The 21,087-nt window shown below is 42.0% G+C and carries 36 protein-coding genes and 1 tRNA gene; 16 read left to right on the plus strand and 21 right to left on the minus strand.

Annotation, left to right across the window (positions count from 1 at the left end; genetic code table 11):
• The first annotated feature begins 41 nt into the window (after positions 1 to 41).
• A complete protein-coding gene (locus tag ICE90_RS09545) occupies positions 42 to 290 on the plus strand; it encodes a DUF2789 family protein (RefSeq protein ID WP_216192223.1) in 249 nt (82 codons plus the stop codon).
• 4 nt (positions 291 to 294) lie between these two features.
• Here the strand turns inward: ICE90_RS09545 and ICE90_RS09550 are convergent, their stop codons facing one another.
• From ICE90_RS09550 to ICE90_RS09560, 3 genes are read right to left on the minus strand one after another with little or no spacing between them, the layout of a single operon-like run.
• Positions 295 to 873 carry a superoxide dismutase gene (locus ICE90_RS09550; protein ID WP_216192224.1) on the minus strand — a complete coding sequence of 193 codons (579 nt, stop codon included), beginning with the start codon at positions 871 to 873 and terminating at the stop codon, positions 295 to 297.
• A gap of 55 nt (positions 874 to 928) precedes the next feature.
• The gene (locus ICE90_RS09555) at positions 929 to 1,330 is read right to left on the minus strand and encodes a hypothetical protein (RefSeq protein WP_216192226.1); all 402 of its coding nucleotides are present in this window, start codon (positions 1,328 to 1,330) and stop codon (positions 929 to 931) included.
• A gap of 4 nt (positions 1,331 to 1,334) precedes the next feature.
• Positions 1,335 to 1,688, minus strand: a complete 354-nt coding sequence (locus tag ICE90_RS09560; protein WP_216192229.1) for a hypothetical protein — start codon at positions 1,686 to 1,688, stop codon at positions 1,335 to 1,337.
• 210 nt (positions 1,689 to 1,898) lie between these two features.
• Between ICE90_RS09560 and ICE90_RS09565 the strand changes: the two genes are divergently transcribed.
• The 6 genes from ICE90_RS09565 (at position 1,899) to ICE90_RS09590 (ending at position 4,181) form a co-directional block, all read left to right on the plus strand.
• The gene (locus tag ICE90_RS09565; RefSeq protein WP_216192231.1) at positions 1,899 to 2,117 is read left to right on the plus strand and encodes a hypothetical protein; all 219 of its coding nucleotides are present in this window, start codon (positions 1,899 to 1,901) and stop codon (positions 2,115 to 2,117) included.
• A gap of 8 nt (positions 2,118 to 2,125) precedes the next feature.
• A complete protein-coding gene (locus tag ICE90_RS09570; RefSeq protein WP_216192232.1) occupies positions 2,126 to 2,647 on the plus strand; it encodes a YceI family protein in 522 nt (173 codons plus the stop codon).
• Positions 2,648 to 2,680: 33 nt separating this feature from the next.
• Complete coding sequence (locus ICE90_RS09575; RefSeq protein ID WP_216192234.1) at positions 2,681 to 2,887, plus strand: hypothetical protein; 207 nt, start codon at positions 2,681 to 2,683, stop codon at positions 2,885 to 2,887.
• Between the two features lie 120 nt (positions 2,888 to 3,007).
• A complete protein-coding gene (locus ICE90_RS09580) occupies positions 3,008 to 3,436 on the plus strand; it encodes an organic hydroperoxide resistance protein (RefSeq protein WP_216192236.1) in 429 nt (142 codons plus the stop codon).
• Positions 3,437 to 3,455: 19 nt separating this feature from the next.
• Positions 3,456 to 3,878 carry a thioredoxin TrxC gene (gene trxC / locus ICE90_RS09585; protein ID WP_216192244.1) on the plus strand — a complete coding sequence of 141 codons (423 nt, stop codon included), beginning with the start codon at positions 3,456 to 3,458 and terminating at the stop codon, positions 3,876 to 3,878.
• A gap of 27 nt (positions 3,879 to 3,905) precedes the next feature.
• Positions 3,906 to 4,181, plus strand: coding sequence for a SemiSWEET transporter (locus ICE90_RS09590; RefSeq protein ID WP_216192245.1), 276 nt, complete (start codon positions 3,906 to 3,908; stop codon positions 4,179 to 4,181).
• A gap of 11 nt (positions 4,182 to 4,192) precedes the next feature.
• Here the strand turns inward: ICE90_RS09590 and ICE90_RS09595 are convergent, their stop codons facing one another.
• From ICE90_RS09595 to ICE90_RS09605, 4 genes are read right to left on the minus strand one after another with little or no spacing between them, the layout of a single operon-like run.
• Complete coding sequence (locus tag ICE90_RS09595) at positions 4,193 to 4,636, minus strand: hypothetical protein (protein ID WP_216192248.1); 444 nt, start codon at positions 4,634 to 4,636, stop codon at positions 4,193 to 4,195.
• 16 nt (positions 4,637 to 4,652) lie between these two features.
• Entirely contained in the window at positions 4,653 to 4,877 is a 225-nt protein-coding gene (locus tag ICE90_RS10900) for a heavy metal-associated domain-containing protein (protein ID WP_216192250.1), read from the minus strand.
• A gap of 23 nt (positions 4,878 to 4,900) precedes the next feature.
• Entirely contained in the window at positions 4,901 to 5,029 is a 129-nt protein-coding gene (locus ICE90_RS10850) for a hypothetical protein (RefSeq protein WP_255533353.1), read from the minus strand.
• 18 nt (positions 5,030 to 5,047) lie between these two features.
• Entirely contained in the window at positions 5,048 to 5,500 is a 453-nt protein-coding gene (locus ICE90_RS09605; protein WP_216192252.1) for a universal stress protein, read from the minus strand.
• Between the two features lie 323 nt (positions 5,501 to 5,823).
• Between ICE90_RS09605 and ICE90_RS09610 the strand changes: the two genes are divergently transcribed.
• Positions 5,824 to 5,895: transfer RNA gene (locus ICE90_RS09610), tRNA-OTHER, on the plus strand.
• Positions 5,896 to 5,950: 55 nt separating this feature from the next.
• Positions 5,951 to 6,109 (plus strand): hypothetical protein, encoded by a 159-nt coding sequence (locus ICE90_RS09615; RefSeq protein WP_216192254.1) that lies wholly within the window; start codon positions 5,951 to 5,953, stop codon positions 6,107 to 6,109.
• Positions 6,110 to 6,153: 44 nt separating this feature from the next.
• Here the strand turns inward: ICE90_RS09615 and ICE90_RS09620 are convergent, their stop codons facing one another.
• A complete protein-coding gene (locus ICE90_RS09620; RefSeq protein ID WP_216192255.1) occupies positions 6,154 to 6,960 on the minus strand; it encodes a Crp/Fnr family transcriptional regulator in 807 nt (268 codons plus the stop codon).
• 164 nt (positions 6,961 to 7,124) lie between these two features.
• On the opposite strand from ICE90_RS09620, the gene ICE90_RS09625 reads away from it, so the two are divergent.
• Positions 7,125 to 7,721: an AAA family ATPase gene (locus ICE90_RS09625; RefSeq protein WP_216192256.1), complete on the plus strand. Its 597-nt coding sequence runs from the start codon at positions 7,125 to 7,127 to the stop codon at positions 7,719 to 7,721.
• 64 nt (positions 7,722 to 7,785) lie between these two features.
• On the opposite strand, the gene ICE90_RS09630 is transcribed toward ICE90_RS09625, so the two are convergent.
• Together ICE90_RS09630 and ICE90_RS09635 are read right to left on the minus strand one after the other, a co-directional pair.
• The gene (locus tag ICE90_RS09630; RefSeq protein WP_216192257.1) at positions 7,786 to 8,730 is read right to left on the minus strand and encodes a hypothetical protein; all 945 of its coding nucleotides are present in this window, start codon (positions 8,728 to 8,730) and stop codon (positions 7,786 to 7,788) included.
• Positions 8,727 to 9,971, minus strand: coding sequence for a glycosyltransferase family 2 protein (locus tag ICE90_RS09635; RefSeq protein ID WP_216192258.1), 1,245 nt, complete (start codon positions 9,969 to 9,971; stop codon positions 8,727 to 8,729). The genes ICE90_RS09630 and ICE90_RS09635 overlap by 4 nt, the downstream gene beginning before the upstream one ends.
• A 425-nt stretch (positions 9,972 to 10,396) precedes the next feature.
• On the opposite strand from ICE90_RS09635, the gene ICE90_RS09640 reads away from it, so the two are divergent.
• From ICE90_RS09640 to ICE90_RS09650, 3 genes are all read left to right on the plus strand, one after another.
• On the plus strand, positions 10,397 to 10,732 hold the full coding sequence (locus ICE90_RS09640) for a BON domain-containing protein (protein ID WP_255533354.1): 336 nt from the start codon (positions 10,397 to 10,399) through the stop codon (positions 10,730 to 10,732).
• Between the two features lie 13 nt (positions 10,733 to 10,745).
• On the plus strand, positions 10,746 to 10,892 hold the full coding sequence (locus ICE90_RS09645) for a lmo0937 family membrane protein (RefSeq protein WP_216192260.1): 147 nt from the start codon (positions 10,746 to 10,748) through the stop codon (positions 10,890 to 10,892).
• A 208-nt stretch (positions 10,893 to 11,100) separates the two neighbouring features.
• Positions 11,101 to 11,802 (plus strand): haloacid dehalogenase type II, encoded by a 702-nt coding sequence (locus ICE90_RS09650; RefSeq protein ID WP_216192261.1) that lies wholly within the window; start codon positions 11,101 to 11,103, stop codon positions 11,800 to 11,802.
• Positions 11,803 to 11,835: 33 nt separating this feature from the next.
• Here the strand turns inward: ICE90_RS09650 and ICE90_RS09655 are convergent, their stop codons facing one another.
• From ICE90_RS09655 to ICE90_RS09675, 5 genes are all read right to left on the minus strand, one after another.
• Positions 11,836 to 12,027, minus strand: coding sequence for a hypothetical protein (locus tag ICE90_RS09655; protein WP_216192262.1), 192 nt, complete (start codon positions 12,025 to 12,027; stop codon positions 11,836 to 11,838).
• Between the two features lie 29 nt (positions 12,028 to 12,056).
• Positions 12,057 to 12,317 (minus strand): translation initiation factor IF-1, encoded by a 261-nt coding sequence (gene infA / locus ICE90_RS09660; protein ID WP_215320475.1) that lies wholly within the window; start codon positions 12,315 to 12,317, stop codon positions 12,057 to 12,059.
• 85 nt (positions 12,318 to 12,402) lie between these two features.
• Positions 12,403 to 12,606: a cold-shock protein gene (locus ICE90_RS09665; protein WP_072583619.1), complete on the minus strand. Its 204-nt coding sequence runs from the start codon at positions 12,604 to 12,606 to the stop codon at positions 12,403 to 12,405.
• A gap of 307 nt (positions 12,607 to 12,913) precedes the next feature.
• Positions 12,914 to 13,255: a helix-turn-helix domain-containing protein gene (locus ICE90_RS09670; protein WP_215320480.1), complete on the minus strand. Its 342-nt coding sequence runs from the start codon at positions 13,253 to 13,255 to the stop codon at positions 12,914 to 12,916.
• Between the two features lie 44 nt (positions 13,256 to 13,299).
• Positions 13,300 to 13,626, minus strand: a complete 327-nt coding sequence (locus ICE90_RS09675) for a hypothetical protein (RefSeq protein WP_215320482.1) — start codon at positions 13,624 to 13,626, stop codon at positions 13,300 to 13,302.
• Positions 13,627 to 13,912: 286 nt separating this feature from the next.
• Between ICE90_RS09675 and ICE90_RS09680 the strand changes: the two genes are divergently transcribed.
• From ICE90_RS09680 to ICE90_RS09690, 3 genes are read left to right on the plus strand one after another with little or no spacing between them, the layout of a single operon-like run.
• Complete coding sequence (locus ICE90_RS09680) at positions 13,913 to 14,506, plus strand: response regulator transcription factor (protein WP_215320484.1); 594 nt, start codon at positions 13,913 to 13,915, stop codon at positions 14,504 to 14,506.
• Between the two features lie 3 nt (positions 14,507 to 14,509).
• Complete coding sequence (locus tag ICE90_RS09685) at positions 14,510 to 16,267, plus strand: hybrid sensor histidine kinase/response regulator (protein ID WP_216192264.1); 1,758 nt, start codon at positions 14,510 to 14,512, stop codon at positions 16,265 to 16,267.
• Positions 16,268 to 16,290: 23 nt separating this feature from the next.
• Positions 16,291 to 16,998 (plus strand): outer membrane protein, encoded by a 708-nt coding sequence (locus tag ICE90_RS09690; RefSeq protein WP_215320488.1) that lies wholly within the window; start codon positions 16,291 to 16,293, stop codon positions 16,996 to 16,998.
• A gap of 164 nt (positions 16,999 to 17,162) precedes the next feature.
• Here the strand turns inward: ICE90_RS09690 and ICE90_RS09695 are convergent, their stop codons facing one another.
• The 6 genes from ICE90_RS09695 to ICE90_RS09720 form a co-directional block, all read right to left on the minus strand.
• Positions 17,163 to 17,324, minus strand: coding sequence for a hypothetical protein (locus ICE90_RS09695; RefSeq protein ID WP_215320490.1), 162 nt, complete (start codon positions 17,322 to 17,324; stop codon positions 17,163 to 17,165).
• 297 nt (positions 17,325 to 17,621) lie between these two features.
• Entirely contained in the window at positions 17,622 to 18,557 is a 936-nt protein-coding gene (locus tag ICE90_RS09700; protein WP_216192266.1) for a hydroxymethylglutaryl-CoA lyase, read from the minus strand.
• A gap of 10 nt (positions 18,558 to 18,567) precedes the next feature.
• Positions 18,568 to 19,761 carry a CaiB/BaiF CoA-transferase family protein gene (locus tag ICE90_RS09705; protein ID WP_215320494.1) on the minus strand — a complete coding sequence of 398 codons (1,194 nt, stop codon included), beginning with the start codon at positions 19,759 to 19,761 and terminating at the stop codon, positions 18,568 to 18,570.
• A 119-nt stretch (positions 19,762 to 19,880) separates the two neighbouring features.
• Positions 19,881 to 20,489, minus strand: a complete 609-nt coding sequence (locus ICE90_RS09710; RefSeq protein ID WP_216156148.1) for a glutathione S-transferase — start codon at positions 20,487 to 20,489, stop codon at positions 19,881 to 19,883.
• A gap of 22 nt (positions 20,490 to 20,511) precedes the next feature.
• The gene (locus ICE90_RS09715; protein ID WP_216156151.1) at positions 20,512 to 20,823 is read right to left on the minus strand and encodes a hypothetical protein; all 312 of its coding nucleotides are present in this window, start codon (positions 20,821 to 20,823) and stop codon (positions 20,512 to 20,514) included.
• 110 nt (positions 20,824 to 20,933) lie between these two features.
• Positions 20,934 to 21,086, minus strand: coding sequence for a DUF2256 domain-containing protein (locus tag ICE90_RS09720; RefSeq protein WP_215320500.1), 153 nt, complete (start codon positions 21,084 to 21,086; stop codon positions 20,934 to 20,936).
• Between the last annotated feature and the right edge of the window lies 1 nt (position 21,087).

Raw genomic sequence — 21,087 nt, forward strand, 5'->3', positions numbered from 1 at the left:
TTTTTATCGGCGTATAAATTAAACATAGAGAAGGAGTTAACATGAATAAGCCATTCGAATCCCTTAAAGATCTCTTTAAACAGTTGGGCGTGCCTGATAAATGCTCTGAAATTGAATCTTTCATTAAGTCTCATGCTCCATTAGATGAATCCATACTGTTAGCAGATGCTGCATGGTGGAGTCCTGTTCAAAAAGATTTTTTAAGGGATGAATTATTAAGAGATGCCGATTGGGCCGAAGCAATTGATTTGTTGAACAATCTACTGAGACAGCTGCCGACAAAGGGGTAGCTACTCATTCAAAATTCTTCTCAACAAACTCCCAGTTCACCAACCTCCAAAAGCTATGTAAGTAATGGGGGCGAGCATTTCTATAGTCAATGTAATAAGCGTGCTCCCACACATCACACGCGAGTAAGGGTTTAGATCCTGTAGCTAGGGGTGTACCTGCATTACTTGTAGACTCAATTTCTAGGGATCCATCTGCCTTTTTTACTAGCCAGGCCCATCCAGATCCAAAGGTTCCAACAGCCACCTTTGAAAAATCTTCTACGAATACCTCATATGAGCCCCACTTTGCATCGATAGCTTTAGCAAGTTTTCCAAATGGGATCTCGGGAGTGGAAGGCTCTAACCCCATCCAGTAAAACGTGTGATTCCATACTTGAGCAGCATTGTTAAAAATTGGGCCAGATGCATTCTTGATAATGTCTTCTAGGGTTGAGTTTTCAAAGCCAGTGCCCATGATTAAGGTATTGAGGTTATCAACATAGGCCTTGTGATGCTTGCCGTAATGGAACTCCACCGTTTCTTTTGAGATATAGGGCTCCAATGCATCTAATTCATAGGGCAATGCGGGTAATTTGTGTTCCATATTCAGTCTTTCTAATCATTCAAATTTATGAGATGTGTGAAATCCACTTATATGCTTATGAAAACCATCTTAGGAATGCTGCAGAACTTAACGCAAGAACGCCAAACAGGAACATAGGCCACCAAAATATCCTATCTACGGCCTTTGAAAACTGCGGGCCAAATAATACGTAGGTTGAGGCAAATGCAAATCCCAGGACCACACAGCCAATCTTTATCAAAAGCGCAGCAATCGCCACCCCATGAATGTCGGGAAGCTGATGAAAGTAGTGATAAGTAGTTAACCCAAATGCTCCGCCTGTAAAACCCTGTAGAGCCCAGGCAAATGACTGGACTACTGCTAACGTCCTCTTGGTTGGATTGAGTGCAAAAAATAAACCGTACGCACCTACCCCAACTATAAGAACAGCGAGCAAATTGTGAACGCTTTGAATAAGGGCGTAGAGTAAGTTTTGCATATCTTTATTTGGTAATAAATACAGTTGATGATTGCAATCCAGTGAGGCTGTGATCGGCACGGGCTTCCTTGACGATGATTATGTGTTTACCATGCGAGAGCGAAGGCAAATCAACGGCGCATGGACAGCCAGTTACCTCCCTATCAACTATAGGTTTTTGATCATCGACGTAGACATGTAGATGATTGCCCTGGGGACCCAATTTAACCCGATAGATTAATTTTGAGATTGCACTACCTTGCACTACGGCCCCATCCGAAGGGGTGATGATGCTTATGGATCCAGCATCAGCGGCATACGAAGTGCCAATTGAAAATCCAATAGCGAGCGCTACTACCGATCGAATGATTGTTTTCATCAACTTCTCCTTACTTTTAGATAGAAATTCAATAACACCAACTGGTGTATGAACCACAATAAAACGCAAGGAGTTATCTTTTTTGATACGTATCAAAATTAATCAAATATCTTTTGAATAATTTTTGCAATTTTTTGATACATATCAAGAAACAATTGGCGGCAAAAGAGATGATTACTTCATTCAATTTGAATTAGTAAGGGGTTTGCAATGCAAGTACATGTGAATAAAGGTTTTTTAGGTCGCAGACATGCAATTGATGGCTCTGATAGCGGGTTTTCACCGATCACCCCAGGCGACTACCTAGCAAAGTTCGACCCAAATGAAGGGCTTTCAATCCTCAAAAGTACTGGTGATGCCAGCTATCTCAAGTTAGCTCAGTTTGAGGAAAAAATTGCTATGGGTGTTTTAGTGGTTATCGCAATCTAGGGGGACGTATGCCAAAAAGTGAACAGCTCTATATCTTGGATTCAGGCCACACTTTTGTCTACTTTGAATACTGTCATTTCGGATTTTCAAGGCAGATCAGTAGATTTGACAAAATAAGCGGAGAAATTAAGCTAAATCTGAAATCACGAACCGGCTCAGTCAAGATTGATATTGATACCAAGTCGATCAGCACTGGGTCAGATCTTTTTAACACGCATATCCAAGGCATTGATTTTTTTAATGCCGCTCAATACCCAAAGGCCACTTTTGTGTCTGATAGGATCGAATTTGAGGGCTCAAAGGTTACCGCAGTGCATGGCGTATTGACCATAAAGGATATTTGCGAACACATCACTCTAGAGGTTATTCATTTTGAATATGGAAAACACCCCGTTGGTGGCCAAGAACACTTTGGCGCAAATGCCGTAGCGGTCGTCAAGAGATCAGACTTCAACATGGGTAAATTCGCACCACAAATTACTGATGAAGTTGTGATTAAGGTTGCAATTGAGGCGTCGATGGTTGAGTAGTAAAGAATTTGAACTTAGACAGAGAGATAACCAATGAAACGGATTGTCGATGTTTTTACGAGTGACTGGTCTCCAGAAATTATTGGAACTTATATCATCTCAATTGAGGGGATTATTAACCCCATTGACTTAAACCATGATCAGGTAGATCTCAGGGCATTTGAGCTTGAGGCGCTAAGGCTTGCTCAAGATGAGGGCCGAGGAGATGCCGACAATTTAATTGCAAAAGTTAGGGGGTAGATCTTGAAGACCACTTACTACTCATTTACATTATTTCTACATAAGTCAGAAACGGCTGATTTACTCAACACCCTATTAAGATAGATTCTTGCATCACAAATATTTACTATAGGAGGCTATATGCTTACCAAGCTTGATAAAGTTGTTTATACCGCCCATGCCCATACCACCGGAGGTAGAGAGGGACATTCACGCACCGATGATGGCCATGTAGACGTCATACTCACCCCGCCAAAGGAAATGGGGGGCTCTGGAACCGGTACAAATCCAGAGCAATTATTTGCAGCTGGATACTCGGCCTGCTTTTTAGGTGCCATGCGGTATGTTGCAGGCCCAATGAAGATAGAGGTCCCTGCTGATACCTATATCGATGCAAGTGTTGATATTGGCCCAACACCGTTAGGTTTTGGAATCGCCGTTAAATTGAGCATTTCGTTACCGGGCATTGAAAAGAGTGTGGCGCAGAATCTAATAGATGAGGCACACAAAGTATGCCCCTATTCAAATGCAACAAGAGGCAACATTCCAGTTGAACTTGTTTTAATTTGAACTTAGAAGGAGAAATAATATGATTCTTTCATGCCCTCATTGCCAAAAAGGCAATCGCGTTCCTATTGAAAAAATTGCTAATCAACCCACTTGTGGAGCCTGCAAAAAAGAACTGTTATCACTCCCCATCAATCCTGATGAAGCCAACTTTAAAGAGTTGATTGAGAACTCTAGCCTGCCTATCGTTGTCGATTTTTGGGCTCCATGGTGCGGACCTTGCAAAATGTTTGCGCCAACATTTGAGGCAAGCGCTGCTGCTCGTTCTAACAAAATAGTTCACGTAAAGATTGATACCGAGAAATACCCGGCAATTGGTGCAAAATTCAATATTCGATCAATCCCTACTCTGGTTCTATTTAAGGGTGGTAAGGAGCTTAATCGAGTCAGCGGAGCACTGCAAACAGCGCAATTAAATCAATTTATCGATCAGGCAATTGGATGAGTCAGGTACTCATTTATCAATGCTCTCATGCCTGATTCGCCTCAAATTATTGAATATATTGGTTTTTTAGCTGCGGCAATTACTGGAATCGCATTGATTCCACAGGCGCTTCAGATTTGGAAGAGCGGCAACTTCTTGTGCATCTCTGTCTTTGTTTATTCCCTCTTCGCAGCAGGTGCTGCAACTTGGCTTTTGTATGGGATATTGATATACAAGTGGCCACTTATATTATCAAACAGCATGAGTCTGATATTAGCTGGCAGTATCTTAATTTTAAAAATAAGATCGCTCACCAAATCTTAAGATCTCAATTGCTAGTCCATTGTTGACATATCGCCAGTTAATTTAGCCCCATCTCGAACATTCAAAACTAAAAGAATCATTAACAGTGCCGTCACAATCAACTCAAGCACCTCAACGCCATAAAAAACTGCATTTCTAACATAGTCAGCGGTCTGACTTGCTAATGCATAAACGCTTGGAAACAACAAAAAGATGCTAACTAGAATTATCGCCAGCATTCGCTTCTTCTTAGCCTCAACAATATTTCCTTTACGCTCATTCCCAAGCACATAGCCCATTCCCCCGGCAACAAAAATCAACGGAATATATACCCACATTGCCTGCAAAATCGATTGCTGAACTGCAATAACATCATTTGGGGAATAGTAAAGTTCAGCCACAAGAGTGGCAGAAAAAAATATGAACAAGAAAAATGCTGCAAAGATTCCTGCGCTGGCATGTAATAAAGTTTTCATATTTTGATCAGAACATTTAGGGGTTTTGCTCATCCAGATCAAGGCTAGACAAATAGCCAACTTCCGCTAGGGCATGAATAATATCGTCATATTGAGGAGATTTTCGCTGTATTTGGACTCTTCCAGACTCCCAGTCAACATGGATACTGGTTATGCCCTCTAGATGACTCAATGCACTTTTGATAGTTTTTATACAGGATGCCGAGGAAATGCCCTGGACACTCAAATTTAGCTTTTCCATTTAACCCCCTAGTTTCAAATTTTTCAATACTTCTTGTCGCTTGAAAAAAGATACTTACATAGTGAAGCAATAGTTAGTAAGAGTGCTATCACCAATAGGATGCCGATGATGCTCATACCGCTCAGCATGAAACTATCCATCATCTGATTCATATCGACCTCCTTTGATCTTTATTTAGACTTTCCTCGCATGAGCAAGACTGGCTTGGTTGCTAAACGCACAATGGACTCAGCAACGCTTCCAAGTAAAAGGTGGCTAAAACCGCGTCTTCCATGGGTTCCAACCACAATTAAATCTGCCTTCCATTTATCGGCATCCGCAGCAATGGCCTCGGCAATTCTGGGATTTCTGGCACTTGTATTAATCAAGTGCTGGCCATATGAAACCCCAGATGACTTCAGGCTTTTTTTAGCTGCGTCCAGAATCATTTCACCTTCATGCTGCAAGGACTTCTGCATATCCTTGTAACTCATGTACTCTGCCTCCGGATAGATATTAAAGACATCCATTACGTATACAACGCGTAATGTAGAGCCACCCTCTTTAGCCAGCTTAATTGACTCCTTAAGCGCCAATTTGCTTGTGTCACTACTATCGACCGCCACTAGTATCTTTTTATACATACTTACCATCCTTATGAGAAAGACTAGATTAATAACCAATGTCTTAAATGTATATTGATGATTAGCTCTGGGATTGATATACATCAAAATATTCAAGATAAATTGTGGCATTTAGCATCCTATAAATATCAATGAGGGTTTCACCCAAAAAGCTACATTGCCACTTTTAATTAGCCGCAAAAAATTGATACGAATCAAAAATTAAATTAATAGACTATTTATAAAGAGGATGTGGACAGCGATGTGTAGTTCGATTTATGGGAGAGGGAATAAATCGAAATCTTTTGCTAGCGCGGCAAAACATCTAGTCCTCGCCCTCTGAGATGGGCGTAGTTCAATGGTAGAACGGAAGCCTCAAAAGAGATGCCACAAGGGTTCAATTCCCTTCGCCCATCAATTATGCAATTTGCCTATTTAGCAATGAAATTATGGAGAATGAAGATGATTAATATGAAGAGTCTCATCGATGTATATGATTGGTTAACCAAGCAGCCTGGTGAAGATCCAAAAAAACATGCTGATAATTTAGAAAAGCTTATTTTTGAGGACTTAGTTTTTCGAGAGAAGATCTTACAAAGCTATGTTCGACATCTAGATATTGCAAACTAATAAAACATTAATACAAGGAAGCCATAGTTGAGCTAATGTGCAATTTATGGCTTTCTCTTCTCTTTGAATGGTGGGAATGAATGAGATCCAATTTTAGAGAGCTCATGCCTCTCTCTTAATGTAATTGAATTAAGCATCTCAAAGATAGGCGCCCTAGAGATGAACCTAATCTCCCGATTTTTAGCTTTAATAACATTGATTTTCTCTAAATGAGATAAAGATCTGCTGAGGGTTTCCACTGTTAACCCTAGGTAATTTGCCAGATCAGGTCGTGACATAGGCAATACAAAGCTATCACGGTCAAACCCAACCGTACTCAGTCGGTTGGAATAATTAATCAGAAAATCAGCAACCCGCTCAAGTGAGTTCAGGTTCATGAGGTCGTAATTGTGCGCATATGAAACGTTTAATAATTCACTCAATGAGGATGCTAGCTCCCCCATAAATTCAGGATAGCTTTGAATCATGGCCTTGGGGTCTGCTATAGGAATAGAGCAGACCTCTACAGAGCTAAGACATACAACATCTAACTGGTAATTCCCGCTGCTCAGACCATCTAAGCCTAGAACTTCGCCGGGCACAGAAAAATGGGTCACCTGCGATACGCCATCACGAAATACTAATTCGCTTTTAACGGAACCAAATCTCAAAGAATAGACGCCATGAAATGCGTCCTCTCTTCTATAGAGATATTGGCCTTCATGAAGAGATTTTCGCGATATATACGATGATGAAAGCGTGTTTACTTCTTTAGTTGAAATTTCATTGATAACGCATCTACTGCGTTGAGCACATTTTGAGCACGGCGCATGAGAGTCCGAAGGAATTACAGTGCCACCCTTAATATCCATAATATCTACCGCTTATCAAATGCAAAAGTACATACTTCTTTTATAGATCTTGATTGGCTAATTGGCAATTAGAAAATGCTCCTATTGGCTCAAAGCCCTAAAAGGCTACTTTTTTAATCCGAAATACTAGCAATTTGGTTAAATTTCTGACAGACTGATTGCAAATGAGTTGCAAGCTATCGCCATTAGCACCACGTCTGATTCTTTTTGCTGGTCATGCGGGTACCGGTAAATCTACTTTGGCTAAAAAAGCCCTTCCTTTAATTATTGAAAAGACAGGTGAAGATTTTTTCTTCCTAGATAAAGATACGGCATTTGGTGCCTATAGCGCTCATGTCATGGAGTTAACTACCGGCAATCCAAATGACCGTGATAGCCCCTATTACCTAAAGAATTTACGAGACTGGGAATATTCGGGCCTTATTGATGTGGCTAGAGAAAATCTCCTCCTCGGTGTCAATATCATCCTTGTAGGACCTTTTTCAAATGAAATTAAGAACGGCAAGATGTTTAGTCCGGAACTCTTGGGGGTACCACTTAAAACAAAAATTCGTCTGGCCTGGATAGATTTGGAAGAAGGTGAGGCAAAGCGTAGGATGGAACTACGTGCAGATCCACGCGATGAATGGAAGCTTGTGCATTGGGATCAATATGTACCGCGTAGAACTGAGCCGCCAACCAACCCCTCTCTTTTCAGATTCGATAATCTGAATTTTGACCCCATTCAATTTGATCAGCTTATCAACAATCTGACTCACTGAAGATTATTACCCAAGACTCGAAGATAGCAAATGATGGATTAAGCAGATCGCAACCTTAGCAATGCTAGAACGGAATGATCAGCTCCTCCATTACATAGCGGTAAAAGTAATTGGGCCCTAAAAAACCAGCAGACTTGCCGTACCCTGCACGGGTCTTAAAGTAGTAGTCATTAGAGGCAACAGGGCTTGTTGCTGCGAACTCATAAAGCTGAGTAGTAGTGCTTGGATCCTGATTGACGGTTTGTCGACCTACCCCTGCTGTGCCACTCAAAACCCAACCAGCAATCCGTTTTCTTGCTCCCAATGCAATCATCGTTTCGCTGTATTCGTTTGGGTTGAAGTAATTGTTTGCAACATTTGTATTGGTATCGCGAAATTGACGATAACGCAATTGGGCCGTCACCCCATAATCAGGAATTAAGTCATAAATCAGCTTTGCCCTAACTGTCGGCCTAGTGTTAGTGTCCGAAAAATACATATTGCCCGCCATCACAATTGCTGATAATCGCTCAATAATTTGCTGCTCAATACTGGCACCACCAAATGTGTAATAGATCCCGTTATTCAGTGCATTTTGAGTTTCAACTCTGTCGCGGTTAACAAAAACTTCTGCTTTTGTCGAATCGGTAACGCGAAAGCTGTAATTACTATCCGTGGTAAGTAGCTTATAGCCATTTTGCAAGTTATAACCAAGACTAAGGTTGTAGCCCAGGCTTGTTCTAGGGTTAATAGCTTTTGTGAATAACGTATAAACCTCTGCAGATGAGTCCCAACCACCCTGCGTAAAGTAATTATGCTGATAACTCACTCCGGTAAATTTTTCTCCATGCTCGTATAAAGGCATATAGCCAGCGTTGTACTTGTAGGTTGAAAACCCCTCACTATCAGAGGCAATATAGGCATTTGGAATAGAGATTGCTTGCTTTGTAGCCTGCTCTTCCTCAGCGTATACGCTTGAAGTAATATTTAACAATAGCAAGACGAAGAGGCAATGGCGAAGCGATCTCATTTTGTCCCCCAAGTCTTCTTAAGGTTAAAAAGCTCTGAAAAATATCCATATACGCAGGCGGGCTGCAAAACCAATCCATACGCAAATACATAGAATAGAAACCCTAAGATATTCTTACGCACTTTTAGGCCCTCTTGATCAAACATGGCTTTACCTTTTGAATACATACGCATATTGAGTATGAAAGCCAAGGGCAAGAGCGACAAAGTCATTGGGCCAACTATCCAATATATTCCAAAGCATGCCAACACCATTCCAGGTATGAAGCCAAAGGTATAGGCTATATCTATAAATGGGAATAGCGTATTCCACCATATATAAAGTGTAGATAACCTCGGTTTAAATAAGATTGTTGGATTTTCTTTGAATGTCTCTATCAGCCCCCGCGACCAGCGCTGCCTCTGTTTAATAAACTTTTTCAAAGTGTTTGGACAGTCAGTAAATGCTAAAGCATCTTCAGCATGCCCAACTCTATAGCCAGCCAATAGTATCTTCCATGTCAAGACAATATCCTCACCAACCATATTAGGCCACCCACCCAAGTCAACCACAGTTTTGCGGTCATAGAGCGAAAAGGCGCCTTGGGCAACTAGCGTACCCTGAAATAAAGACTGAATGCGCTTAATGGTTGCAATACCAAGGAAATAATCCCATTCCTGCGCCTTGGTAATCCAATTTTCTCGCGAATTTCTAATCAGAATCTCACCAGCTACCGCCCTTGTATTAGTGGGATCCGAGAGGTAGCGACCGACTAGGTGTCGTACACCATCCTTAAGAATATAACTATCCGCATCGATTGAAATAATGATGTCAGTTTTACTTTTTTCAAGTCCCCGATTAAGAGCGGCAGCCTTTCCAACGTTCGTAGACAAGTCAATTAAATCTAATTTAGAGTGTTTTTCCTCAAGGGACTTAACAATGTGAGACGTGTTATCTATTGAGCCATCATTAATAACAATGACATATATATCAGCCGGATAATCTTGTAAAAATATTCCGGATAGGGTTGAGCCGATTGCCCGCTCTTCGTTATAGGCTGCAACCAGTATTGTGACTGGTGGATACTTTTGCCCTTCGATAACCTTGGGACGCTTATCTAAGAACAAAGCAATTGATACAAATGCATTCATAAACCCAGGGGCTATTGCTATGAATGTAATGATGAAATAAGCAGGAATGGGCCCAATAGCATTGCTCAGATCTGAATACCAGGGCTGAGAAAACCAAAAAGAAAAGGCCATCCAGCTCAGGGAAAAGAGCAAGGCAGCAACAAATTTTGTTTTTACAGAAAAGTACAAAAACTGATACCAAAAATTAATGATGTATTTAAGTATGTCATGAACGCTGAAAATTGGGCAATATTCACTATAAATACTATGTAAACCTCAATAAGCTAGTAGGTTATTGCCTGCCCATATTGTTATCAGCAATAGGATGGGGGGTAGCGTTTTCAACCATTGAGGATATTCCAAAATTTGAAAACTGAAATTACGACTAACGCGTCACAAATTTATATGACATTAACTCAATAAGGCATGGCATCCGATCCCTTCAATTAAAAGCCCTTTTATAGAACTAATAGGCGTAACATGAAATTAGGCTCACCTTTAGGCCTTTTGGGTTACCCCCTCCCCGCAAAGCACTCTTTTTAGAAATGAGGCTTCACATGCAATTCATAAAAAAATCACTCGTATTGTTAGCAATATCCGTCACCCTGATTACATCGGCATGTGCCGGCTCAGCCACCAGTGAAAGCGCAGGTCAATATATTGATGACAGCGCAATAACCACCAAAGTTAAGGCTGCCATTTTTAATGACCCCTCACTAAAATCCCTTGAGATCAATGTTGTCACCTTCAAGGGAGAGGTTCAACTTAGCGGGTTTGTAGGCAGCATCGAACAAACCAATCGCGCATTTGATGTTGCAAAGACCATCAATGGCGTGACTTCAGTTAAAAATGATATGCGAGTTAAGGGAAGTATGAACCCCTTCTACAGATAACAAGGAAGACTCCATGATTCGTACCATTGCCATTATTCTTCTAGTCCTTTGGCTACTAGGTTTTGTTTCCTCTTACACCCTTGGTGGGTTTATCCACGTTCTGCTAGTCATTGCAATTGTTATGTTTCTTGTTGAAATCATTCAAGGGCGACGGCTGTAGATTTAACGTATATTTTTGTGTTAAGTTGAGTCTGTCGGCGTTAAAACAGCTCTTTTAATTCGTTGGTCGCAAGTTCGAATCTCGCCCGACCCACAAGTGATATGAAGCCTAAGAATGAAAGTTCGGGAGTTTTTTATTTGGAATTCCGCTAATATCCAATAAGAGGGACTCCTTTCCACTACATACCAACCCAAAAAGAACTTTAAAAATGAGTACAGATCCCAAAATACTAGCCTTTGATGTCTTTGGAACAGTGGTTGACTGGCATGGATCAATCGCGGCCGAAGCCAAAAGACTCAGCCTGCCAGTTGATGCAGATGAATTCGCTACCGCATGGCGTAATGGTTATAAACCAGCAATGGCCAAGGTGCGCTCTGGAACTCTGCCATGGACAAAGATTGATGATTTGCATCGTATGATCCTTGATGACATATTGAAGACATTCAACATTACCTCGTTGTCGGAATCACAAGTACAAGAATTAAATCTAGTTTGGCATCGCCTCAATCCCTGGCTAGATACAGTCGAAGGGCTGACAAGATTAAAAAGTAAATTTACTATCGTTACCTTATCCAATGGAAATCTCGGCCTACTTGCAGATATGGCTAAGAATGCGGGACTTCCTTGGGACTTAATTCTTTCAGCAGAAGTATTTCGTCACTACAAGCCTGATCCAGAAACTTATTTAGGTGTCGCGGAGATTTTCAATGTCCTCCCCGAACAAGTGATGCTTGTGGCAGCTCACAAAGATGATCTTCTGGCAGCAAATGCCTGCGGGCTTCAAACGGCCTTCATTGAAAGACCGCTAGAGTTTGGCCCTAACTTCTCAAGGCAAGACTTGCATCGTGAAGAATTTACCACTTACCATGCCAAAGATCTTACGGGCCTTGCAACTCAATTGCACTGCTGATACCCAATTATTGCAATAGACATCAGGCAGATTTTAGTGAGTAGCTTGAATACTGTTGATCATAATGAGGACATCTTTTAATCCATCTTTTGCTTGTTTGGAATGTGTCGGTAACTTATGGTGGCAATAGGCGATTAAAGAAAAACCACCCGAAGGTGGTTTTAGTATTTCTTGCTTGCCTGGGGCAGCATCGACCAGAGCCTGAGATTCTTTGCAAACATTCATTTAACTTGCAGTTTTAAACTTCAAAGCTATCAATACCGCCTCTTCGGCGCACCAGCGAAAGATTGCTTCTTCTCAAGATGTCTAAATGTAATGCGGCCTTTGCTCAAGTCATAAGTAGAGATTTCTAAAGAAACCTTATCTCCTGCCAATATACGGATGTGATTTTTTTTCATTTTTCCCGCTGTATAGGCAATAAGCTTATGGCCATTATCTAAAGTAATCCGATAACGAGAGTCTGGCAAAATTTCATCAACAAGACCTTCCATTTCAAGCAATTCTTCTTTTGCCATTTAACATCCTTAATAAAAATAAAAAGCCCAGTCATGCTGGGCTTTAGGCCAGGCAAATAATTTCTGCCTGGTATTTGCTGCTGATTTAAACAGGTTGAATATTGGATGCTAACTTGCCTTTAGGGCCAGTAGTAATATCAAAAGTCACCTTTTGACCTTCAGCCAAAGACTTAAATCCGCTGCTATTAATTGCTGAAAAATGGGCAAATAAATCTTCGCCGCCGAGTTCAGGGGTAATAAAGCCGAAGCCTTTAGCGTCGTTAAACCATTTCACAATTCCGTTTGCCATATCTGACTATTCCTTAAAAAAATATAAAAGGGACAAAGCCCCAAATGAGGCGAAAGTCAAGAATGGCGGGGGAGATGCTAAGAAGAACTATCGCAGAACTGCGGTATTAATTACTAGTACAACAACACTATTAGCTTGAAAATCGTTAAATGTATTTTACTCTACTTTAGTAACAAAAGACTATTTACCAACAAATCACCTTTATAACAGCCCTAGGTAACGTTAAAAGCACCTTGGCAACCCGCTGGTTCCGAGCTGGAATCTTGCCCGACCTACCAGCTATAGCAATCTTTGGGCTGAGCGGCCCTTAATGCAGGTGCTCTGATACAGGCAGAGCCAAAGGTGCAGGATTGACCATTAACAGCTCATTAGCACTGAGCCCTGAAGCAAAGAGCTGGGCTAGCTCAGGCGGAATGTTCTCATTGGCACAATAAATTCCCCTTTGGCAACCAAACTTGATAACAATTAACCCAACAGCCGTAAGTCTCTTCAAATGAAAATCTAGCGTGCCTGAGTCCACACCAAATTTATCAATAATTTCTTTTGGTCTTACCCCCACTTTTCCGGAGCGATAGATGGACATGAATACCTTAAATCTGGTCTCATGACCAAGAGCTTCAAAAATCGGCAGGTATTGGGAGATTTCCATAAATTTATCCTCAAACATTGAGAATGAAGATCTAGACAAGTGAACTAGTTTGATGTGCCTGTTGTGAAATCTAAGATAGGTTGTGATTGGCCATGAAAATCGCGCATTGCAATATCGTGCACTGATTCACCAACTTCTAAGACCTCTTCTCTCACTTCATATTTAATGAGTCGGATTTCTTCGGATAGGGCTTCAGACTTCGGATCCAAATACGCAGGGATCTGGTGCGGATTATTTGGATTGGCGCGAACAACGTCATCCCCGCCCAATTGGATGTTCGTTGCGGCAATCGCCACAGAACCAAATACGAGCAATACAAGCATTAGTAAAGCAACGAGTTGGTGGCGACCAAAAATAGAAGTTGATGGCATGGCGGATCTCCGAAAAATTGAACTTGAGCCATCCTAAAAGCTCCACCACCTCTTATCCATAGCACTTTAGCTCTAGTCATGCAATTGTCATGATTTTCTCCAAGACTGAGTTTTGCGGATTCTGGCAAAACCCGCTAATTAGCTCTTCTAATTAAAGGTTTGATCTTAAAAATTGATCTTGGTCAATATTCGCCCTAGAGCTAAAGCACTAGGTAGATTGAAGTTACAAATGACATAATTATTCAACCAAATATAGCCATTAAAACAAGCAAAAATAGGGGTTTACATGCATTCTGTGTCATTGTTGATCGTCGATGATCATCCGGTATACAGGGATGCTCTCCATCAGTTTCTTACTCGAAAATTCTTTTCCTCTGGCACTCAAGTATTTTCAGCAAATTCGATTAAAGAAGGTCTCAATATCGTCCGCTCTAAGAAGTCCAAATGGATCATTCTTTTGGACCTATTAATTCCGGATTCAGAAAATCAGCTTTTCGGGATCCAAGAATTTAAAAAGTGCGAAGACATCATTGCGATTGCCGCGATATCAGGTCTAGAAAAAGAAAGTCTAGAAAACGAGTGTCTTGATGCTGGTTGCAGTATTTTTATCCCGAAAAGCAGTGACACCTCCTTCATTTATCAAAGTTTGTGTAACTTGATGGGATTGAGTCCAAATGAGGCTGAACTGACGCAGCTTACAGACAGGCAAAAGCAAATCCTTCACCATATTTCCAATGGTGACTCCAACAAAATGATTGCCTACTCTCTTAATATCAGCGAACAGACTGTAAAGGTCCACTTAGGTGAGATCTTTAAGAAGATCAAAGTATTTAATAGAACACAGGCTGTTATTAAAGCCAAAGAGAATGGGTGGGTATAAGACATGGATGCCTTCTCAATGCAAAACAGCAATGAATTACTGCTCGAAGAAAAGTATCAATTTCTTGAAACAGCCTCTAAAGCCAATACGACTGGAACAGTTATTGGGCCCTTGCTCACTGGAATCTTAGTATTTCAGGAGGCGCCCCTTAGACCCCTCTCCATCTGGCTAGGAGTCATGTTGCTCTGCGTGATATTCAGGGCCTATATGGTCTTTACTAGAAACAAAGATCCACAATTGTCGGTCAAAAGAAAAATATTCAACCTGAATCTTGGTGTATTCACAGTGACTGCATGTTGGGGCTTAGGCTGGCTCATTGTTGCACCAACCCTCCCATTTAACTTGCAGTGCTTATATCTTTTGATGAGCTCAACTGCAGTGTTTGTAGGGCTTTATGGTTACTCGATTCATCGCTCAACCTTTATCTGCTTTGCACTACCGATCTTTGCAGGTCAATTTATTTCCTCGCTGACACCTCCGTTCATGTTTCCATGGCCGATCCTCATGGGTGAATTTGCGTTTTCACTGTACGCAATCAAAATGGCATCTTATTTTTCCAGCTCATGGATTAAAACAGTCAGCCTACAAATTCAAAACCAAGCTCTCAATAAAGAATTAGAGCTCGAGCGCAATAGTGCAATTGTGGCAAATATTACCAAATCAAAATTTATTGCAACCGCTAGCCATGACCTCAGGCAGCCACTTCATGCTGTCAATATCTATCTAGATCTATTTGAGCCAAATAAACTCAACCCCAAGGAAAAGATTAACTTCCTGCAAATCAGAAAGAGTATCCAAACCTTAAACTCCATGTTTAAGTCTCTTTTAGACTTGAGCAAGTTGGATGCGGGTGCATCCAATAAGCTAGAAAAGCCTTTTGAACTCATAGAGCTGGTTGGCTTCTTATCCAATACCTTTACCCCCATTGCAGCCAGTAAAAATCTAGCGCTTCAGTTTGACTTCTTTAATATGGGAGTCAATGGTGACAAGTTTCTGCTGCAGCAGCTGCTTGGCAACTTAATATCTAATGCAATTCAATACACGGCATCGGGAACGGTTAAAGTCAAACTCACCTCCAGTAATGATTGCTTGCACATATCCATCAAAGATACAGGCTATGGCATTGACCCAACCCTACTAGATAAGATATTTGATGAATTCTTTAGGGTGGATAGCACTCGAAACATGCATGATGGCCTTGGCTTGGGTCTATCGATCGTCAAGCGACTCTGCAAAACATCCAATACAGACTTGGTCGTTGAATCAGAGCTGGGATCTGGTACCACTTTCAATCTTCAAACACAGTATTCCACCATTACCCTCGCTGAGGGTGCTGAAACACTAACCCAACGATCAAACCTATTAGCCCCAAATGCTCAAGAAGCTCTTTTGGAAGCAAAAACAATTGCGGTTTTTGAAGATGATCACACTATTTTTGAAGCCTATAAGCAAGCGCTGACACAAAATGGGTTCAATGTTCTATTACTCTCAGAGAATAGTCACGAATTGGCAAACCAATTAGCCACTATTAATCACATTGATTGCATTCTCAGTGACTATCGCCTGGAAACGACTACTGGAGATCTCATTATTCAGCAACTGCGCGATAGTTTTGGCATAGACATTCCATCCATCATCATTACCGCGGACACCTCCCCCCAGCATATTCAGCTATTTAAAGGCTTAAATATTGAGGTGCTATATAAGCCCATCGGCTATAGCGATATCGTCGACGCAATCAAGCTACTACTAAAAAAATAATATTAAATTGAAAGATCTAATAAATGAGTACTTTTAAATTCATCCGCCTTGCAACAATCATTACCATCCTATTTTCTGGCTACGTGTATGCAGAGACCAAAGCAAATTCCTGGTCTGGCGCATACGGACAAGTGGGTTTAATTGGGTACGAGAGTTATATACCCAAAGGCGCAAGTGGGACAACAACAACTGCGAGCGGGGTTACATTTCCGAATACCTCAACTGCAGATCACGCCAATGGGCCTGCAGCCAATATCGGAATCGGCTACAACTTTGATCTAGGCAGCAGCTATTTATTGGGCATTGGCGCTGCTTTGTATCCCGGCCACTCGAGATCTGCAAGCTCTACGCTAGTGACAACTACGCCCGCCGGTGCATCTGTGAAAACCGGAACATATGATGTGTCAAACATTTTTAGTTTTTCTTTGCTCCCGGGTTATGTCATTGATCAGGCCCGTTTGGTTTATGGAAAGATAGGTTACGCTGGGTCAACCCTCAACGCAAATTCACCCGGAAACTATCCGCAGCAATCCAATAGAGTGAATGGGACCGTTTATGGCATTGGCTATAAGCAATTTATTGCAGGATCCATCTATGCATTTGGCGAAGGAAACTACGCTGTGAATAGAGCAAAAGCAGTAACCGTGCTAACGGATAGTGGCGCTACCGTGAAATCTACTGCCGATGCAACTGGATACGATATTGTTTTGGGCGTTGGCTACCACTTCTAATAGGCACAGATCTTCAGAGCAAAAAAAACCACCCCGAAAGGTGGTTATCAATATTCAAAAAACCGTCATGGAAATTTGAATAGCTACTGGATTCCTTTATAAAAGCTATCATCAAGAAGAATCTTGATCTAGGTCAATCATTCACTGCCGCTAGAACTAAAGTATTAGTCTTGAATCGCTCTAACATTACCCATTGGGTCTGAGTGAACGCTCGGCAATGCTGGAGATTGATCCTCTGCATTAAGTTTATTAAAGGCCATCGCGCTTGCGATACCGATCAAGAATGCGCATACCGCCACAATTAAATTTGTATTGAGTTTTCCCACTTGACTTCCCCATATGAATTAAAAAATGAAAGCTAATTTCTTTAGCCGGGGGAATAGTAATTCATAAAATGTGAAAAATTTATTAAAAACACATTTATTAGAGCTAAAGTATTAGCGAGAATTTAGAGACGCTAGCACTAAAGTTTTATATCAAATTTATTTCAGTCTCTTATGATGAATCGTCATTCAGCGATCAACAAAGGAGTCTCTATAAAAATCCACGCACTCAGCCTCCTTTGCGGTGGTGAGAACTAAGTGATCTAAATGGTCAATCATGCTTGTCTTCTTATCTACGCCTTATTTAGCGCGGCGTAATTCATCCACGTAACTTGGCTCAGGATGCAACGTGGAGGTAGTACCGGCCTTTGCTACCTGCCCCGGCACCTCGTGCCCCACAATCTTTGGCAATTCTCTTGCCAGCTGTATTAGCTTGGGAATATTCATGCCGGTGTAATAACCCATCGCATCGAGCATATGAATCGCATCTTCACTGGAAATATTGCCACTTGCACCTGGTGCATACGGGCATCCGCCCAGGCCACCCAATGAACCGTCAAAACGAACAATACCGGACTGTACTGCAGCTAAGACATTGGCTAAGCCCATGCCTCTAGTGTTATGGAAGTGCAACGTCAGCTGTAGATTTGGGAATTGCTTCTGCAATGTATCGCACATTCTCTTTACTTGGTCAGGATTTGCCATGCCTGTGGTGTCGCAGATTGTTACACCTCTTACACCGAGGTCTGCAAAACGTTTAGCGAACCCTATAACCACCGTTTGAGAAACCTCCCCTTCCATGGGGCAGCCAAAACTAGTGGAAAGGGAAACATTAATGGGTGTTCTGCCATCAACGTATTGAATAACTTCCGCCAATCCCGCAAAGCTCTTTTCTCTCCCCATTCTCAGATTGGCTAAGTTATGCGTCTCTGAAGTCGACATCACGAGATTAAATTCATCAGCCTTAGATTCCAAAGCGCGCTCGGCACCTCTTAAATTGGGGACTAAGACGGTGTACTCCACTCCAGGCACACGCTTAATACGCCCCATCACTTCCTCGGCATCTCGTAGCATCGGAATCGCCTTAGGCGAAGTAAATGAGGTCACTTCAATTTTGGCAAAGCCGCACTCACTAAGCTCATCAACCAGCTTTACTTTATCGTCTGTTGGTACAAAATTGGGCTCAATCTGGAAACCGTCCCGCATTACGACGTCATTGAAATAAATTCTGGTCATGGTTTAATCTTTATTTAGAAAATGCAATGCCGCGCTCTTTTAAAGAGGCGACCTGATCATCACTCAAACCAATGCTTTTGAGTATTTCATCGGTGTTCTGCCCAATATCTGGCGCAAGAGTCTTTATGGATCCTGGTGTACGCGATAACTTCGGAATCACGCCCGGCACATCCAACTTTGTGCCATCTTGCATCTGAATCGTTTGAATATTTTCTCGGGCTTTGTAGTGTGGATCGTTTGCAATATCAGCAACCGTATAAATTTTTCCCGCTGGTACGGATACAGAATCTAACGCCTCTAATGCTTTGGTGGTAATGACTGTTTTAGCCCACTCGCCGATAGCTTGATCAAGCTCAGCGACTCGTTTGACGCGACCGTCATTGTTTTCTAGCTGAGGATCATTGCCTAAATCTTCACGCCCAATCACTGTCATTAGGCGCTTGAATATGCTGTTGCCATTGCCAGCAACCAATACATAACCGCCATCAGCACACTGGTAGGCATTAGTTGGGGCAATGCCAGGTAAGGCGCTACCGGCCGCTTGCCGCACTTCACCAAATGCGCTGTATTCAGGCAACAGACTTTCCATGCAATTAAAGACTGCTTCATACAATGCAATATCAATAATCTGACCTTTACCACTGTTATGACGCTCTTGCAGTGCTAGCAAGATACCAATCACACCATGTAAAGACGCTAAAGTGTCGCCAATGCTGATACCAACCCGCACCGGCACTCTGCCAGGCTCAGCAGTGAGATGTCGCAAACCGCCCATAGCTTCTGCAACCACACCAAATCCTGGTTTATCTCTGTATGGGCCAGTCTGGCCATAACCACTAATGCGAAGAACAATTAACTTAGGATTGAGTTGAAGTAATTTTTCTGGATCAAGGCCCCAATTCTCCAATGTTCCAGGGCGAAAGTTTTCGATTAATACATCAGCCTCTTTGACTAAGGTCCTGACAATATCCTGCGCTTCCGCTTTTCTTAAATCCAGGGAAAGTGATTTCTTATTGCGTGACTGCACTTGCCACCATATTGAAGTGCCATCTTTAAGAAGACGCCACTTGCGCAATGCATCGCCCTCTTTGAGTGTTTCGATCTTGATAACATCAGCACCAAAATCAGCCAAGGTCTTTGCGGCAAAAGGTCCAGCAATGAGTTGCCCCATCTCTACGACTTTTAACTTTGATAATGGCTCCATCAAATCCCCTGAATTATGCTTTTATGCTCCAAGTGGGTACTTTAAATCAATCAGCAATTGATCTAATAAAAGCCTATTTTCTGAGCTTAAAACTTCGCCCTCAGTATGACGGGGAGTGCTCAATCATTCCAGGTGGGATATTTTTGCATGACTGAATCGAATAATTCAGATTCAAGCTGCTGAGTGAGCCATTTTTTGACTGCGGGTATAGAGGTTTGCTCAAACCTTTTGGGATCCACCATTGAAAACTGTCTAATGAATGGGAAGATAGCCACGTCCACCCAAGTTAATCTATCTCCCATTAGGTATTGGAAGTTTTGCAGCGCATGCTCCATAGGGAGCAACATGACTTGCAATGCTTTATCTAGAATTGCCTCTGGATCTAGCTCTGGGAATCGATTGGGATATTTATATTGATCTAATAGAGTCTTAAATGGGCCATCATTTTTTTCAATCCAAGAATTCGCGATAGACTCATCAACCTCCCCCCACCCATGCGGGTCAGACTGTTGCAACGCCCAATGCAAGATATCTAGGCTTTGATCTAATACGAGATCATCAATCCGCAAAACAGGGACCGTTCCTTTGGGAGAGAGCTGTAACATCGATTGCGGTTTATTGCGCAACTCAATTTCTCGGTGCTCAACCTGAATACCCGCATACTTCAATGCCATGCGGGCTCGCATGGCATATGGACATCTTCGATAAGAATACAAAGTGGGTGTCATGCAAGCACTTTACTCCCAGCAACTAATAGCTCACCCGTTGCCAACCGCTTGGGCAGGCCTGTGTCTGTGGATAGTACAGTCCATTTTCAGGGCAATAGGCGGCAGCTTGTGGTTGCGGTGGATAAACATATTGTGGAGTGTAATAAATGCGCGCAGGCCTGTAGTACGCATTGGCAACAGCCGCTCCAGCCACAGCACCAACAGCAAAGGGCGCCCAGCCACCACGCCAACCACCATATCCACCGTACCAACCCCTACCACCATGAGCACTGGCTGAGCTAGCCATCCCTGCAAGCATGACTCCAGTAAGCAGGCATATTAGTATTTTTTTCATATAGAACCCCATTCATAAAGGCATTAAGCCCTTTCTTACATAACGGATCAGCTTTGAGGTGGGTTGACGCTTCTAAATTAAATACTTTCGTAAGTATTTATAACCAAGGCTTATGGAAGTTTTTTCTTTCGACAAGCTTCAGAGCAATATTTGACCAATTCCCAATTTTTAGCCCAGGATTTTCTCCAAGTCATTTCCTTTTTGCAGACAACGCAAATCTTACTTGGAAGAAAACTTTTATTTCCCTTATGTGTTGTCTTCATG

The sequence above is a fragment of the Polynucleobacter sp. AP-RePozz3-80-G7 genome (assembly GCF_018882145.1).
Lineage (GTDB): Bacteria > Pseudomonadota > Gammaproteobacteria > Burkholderiales > Burkholderiaceae > Polynucleobacter.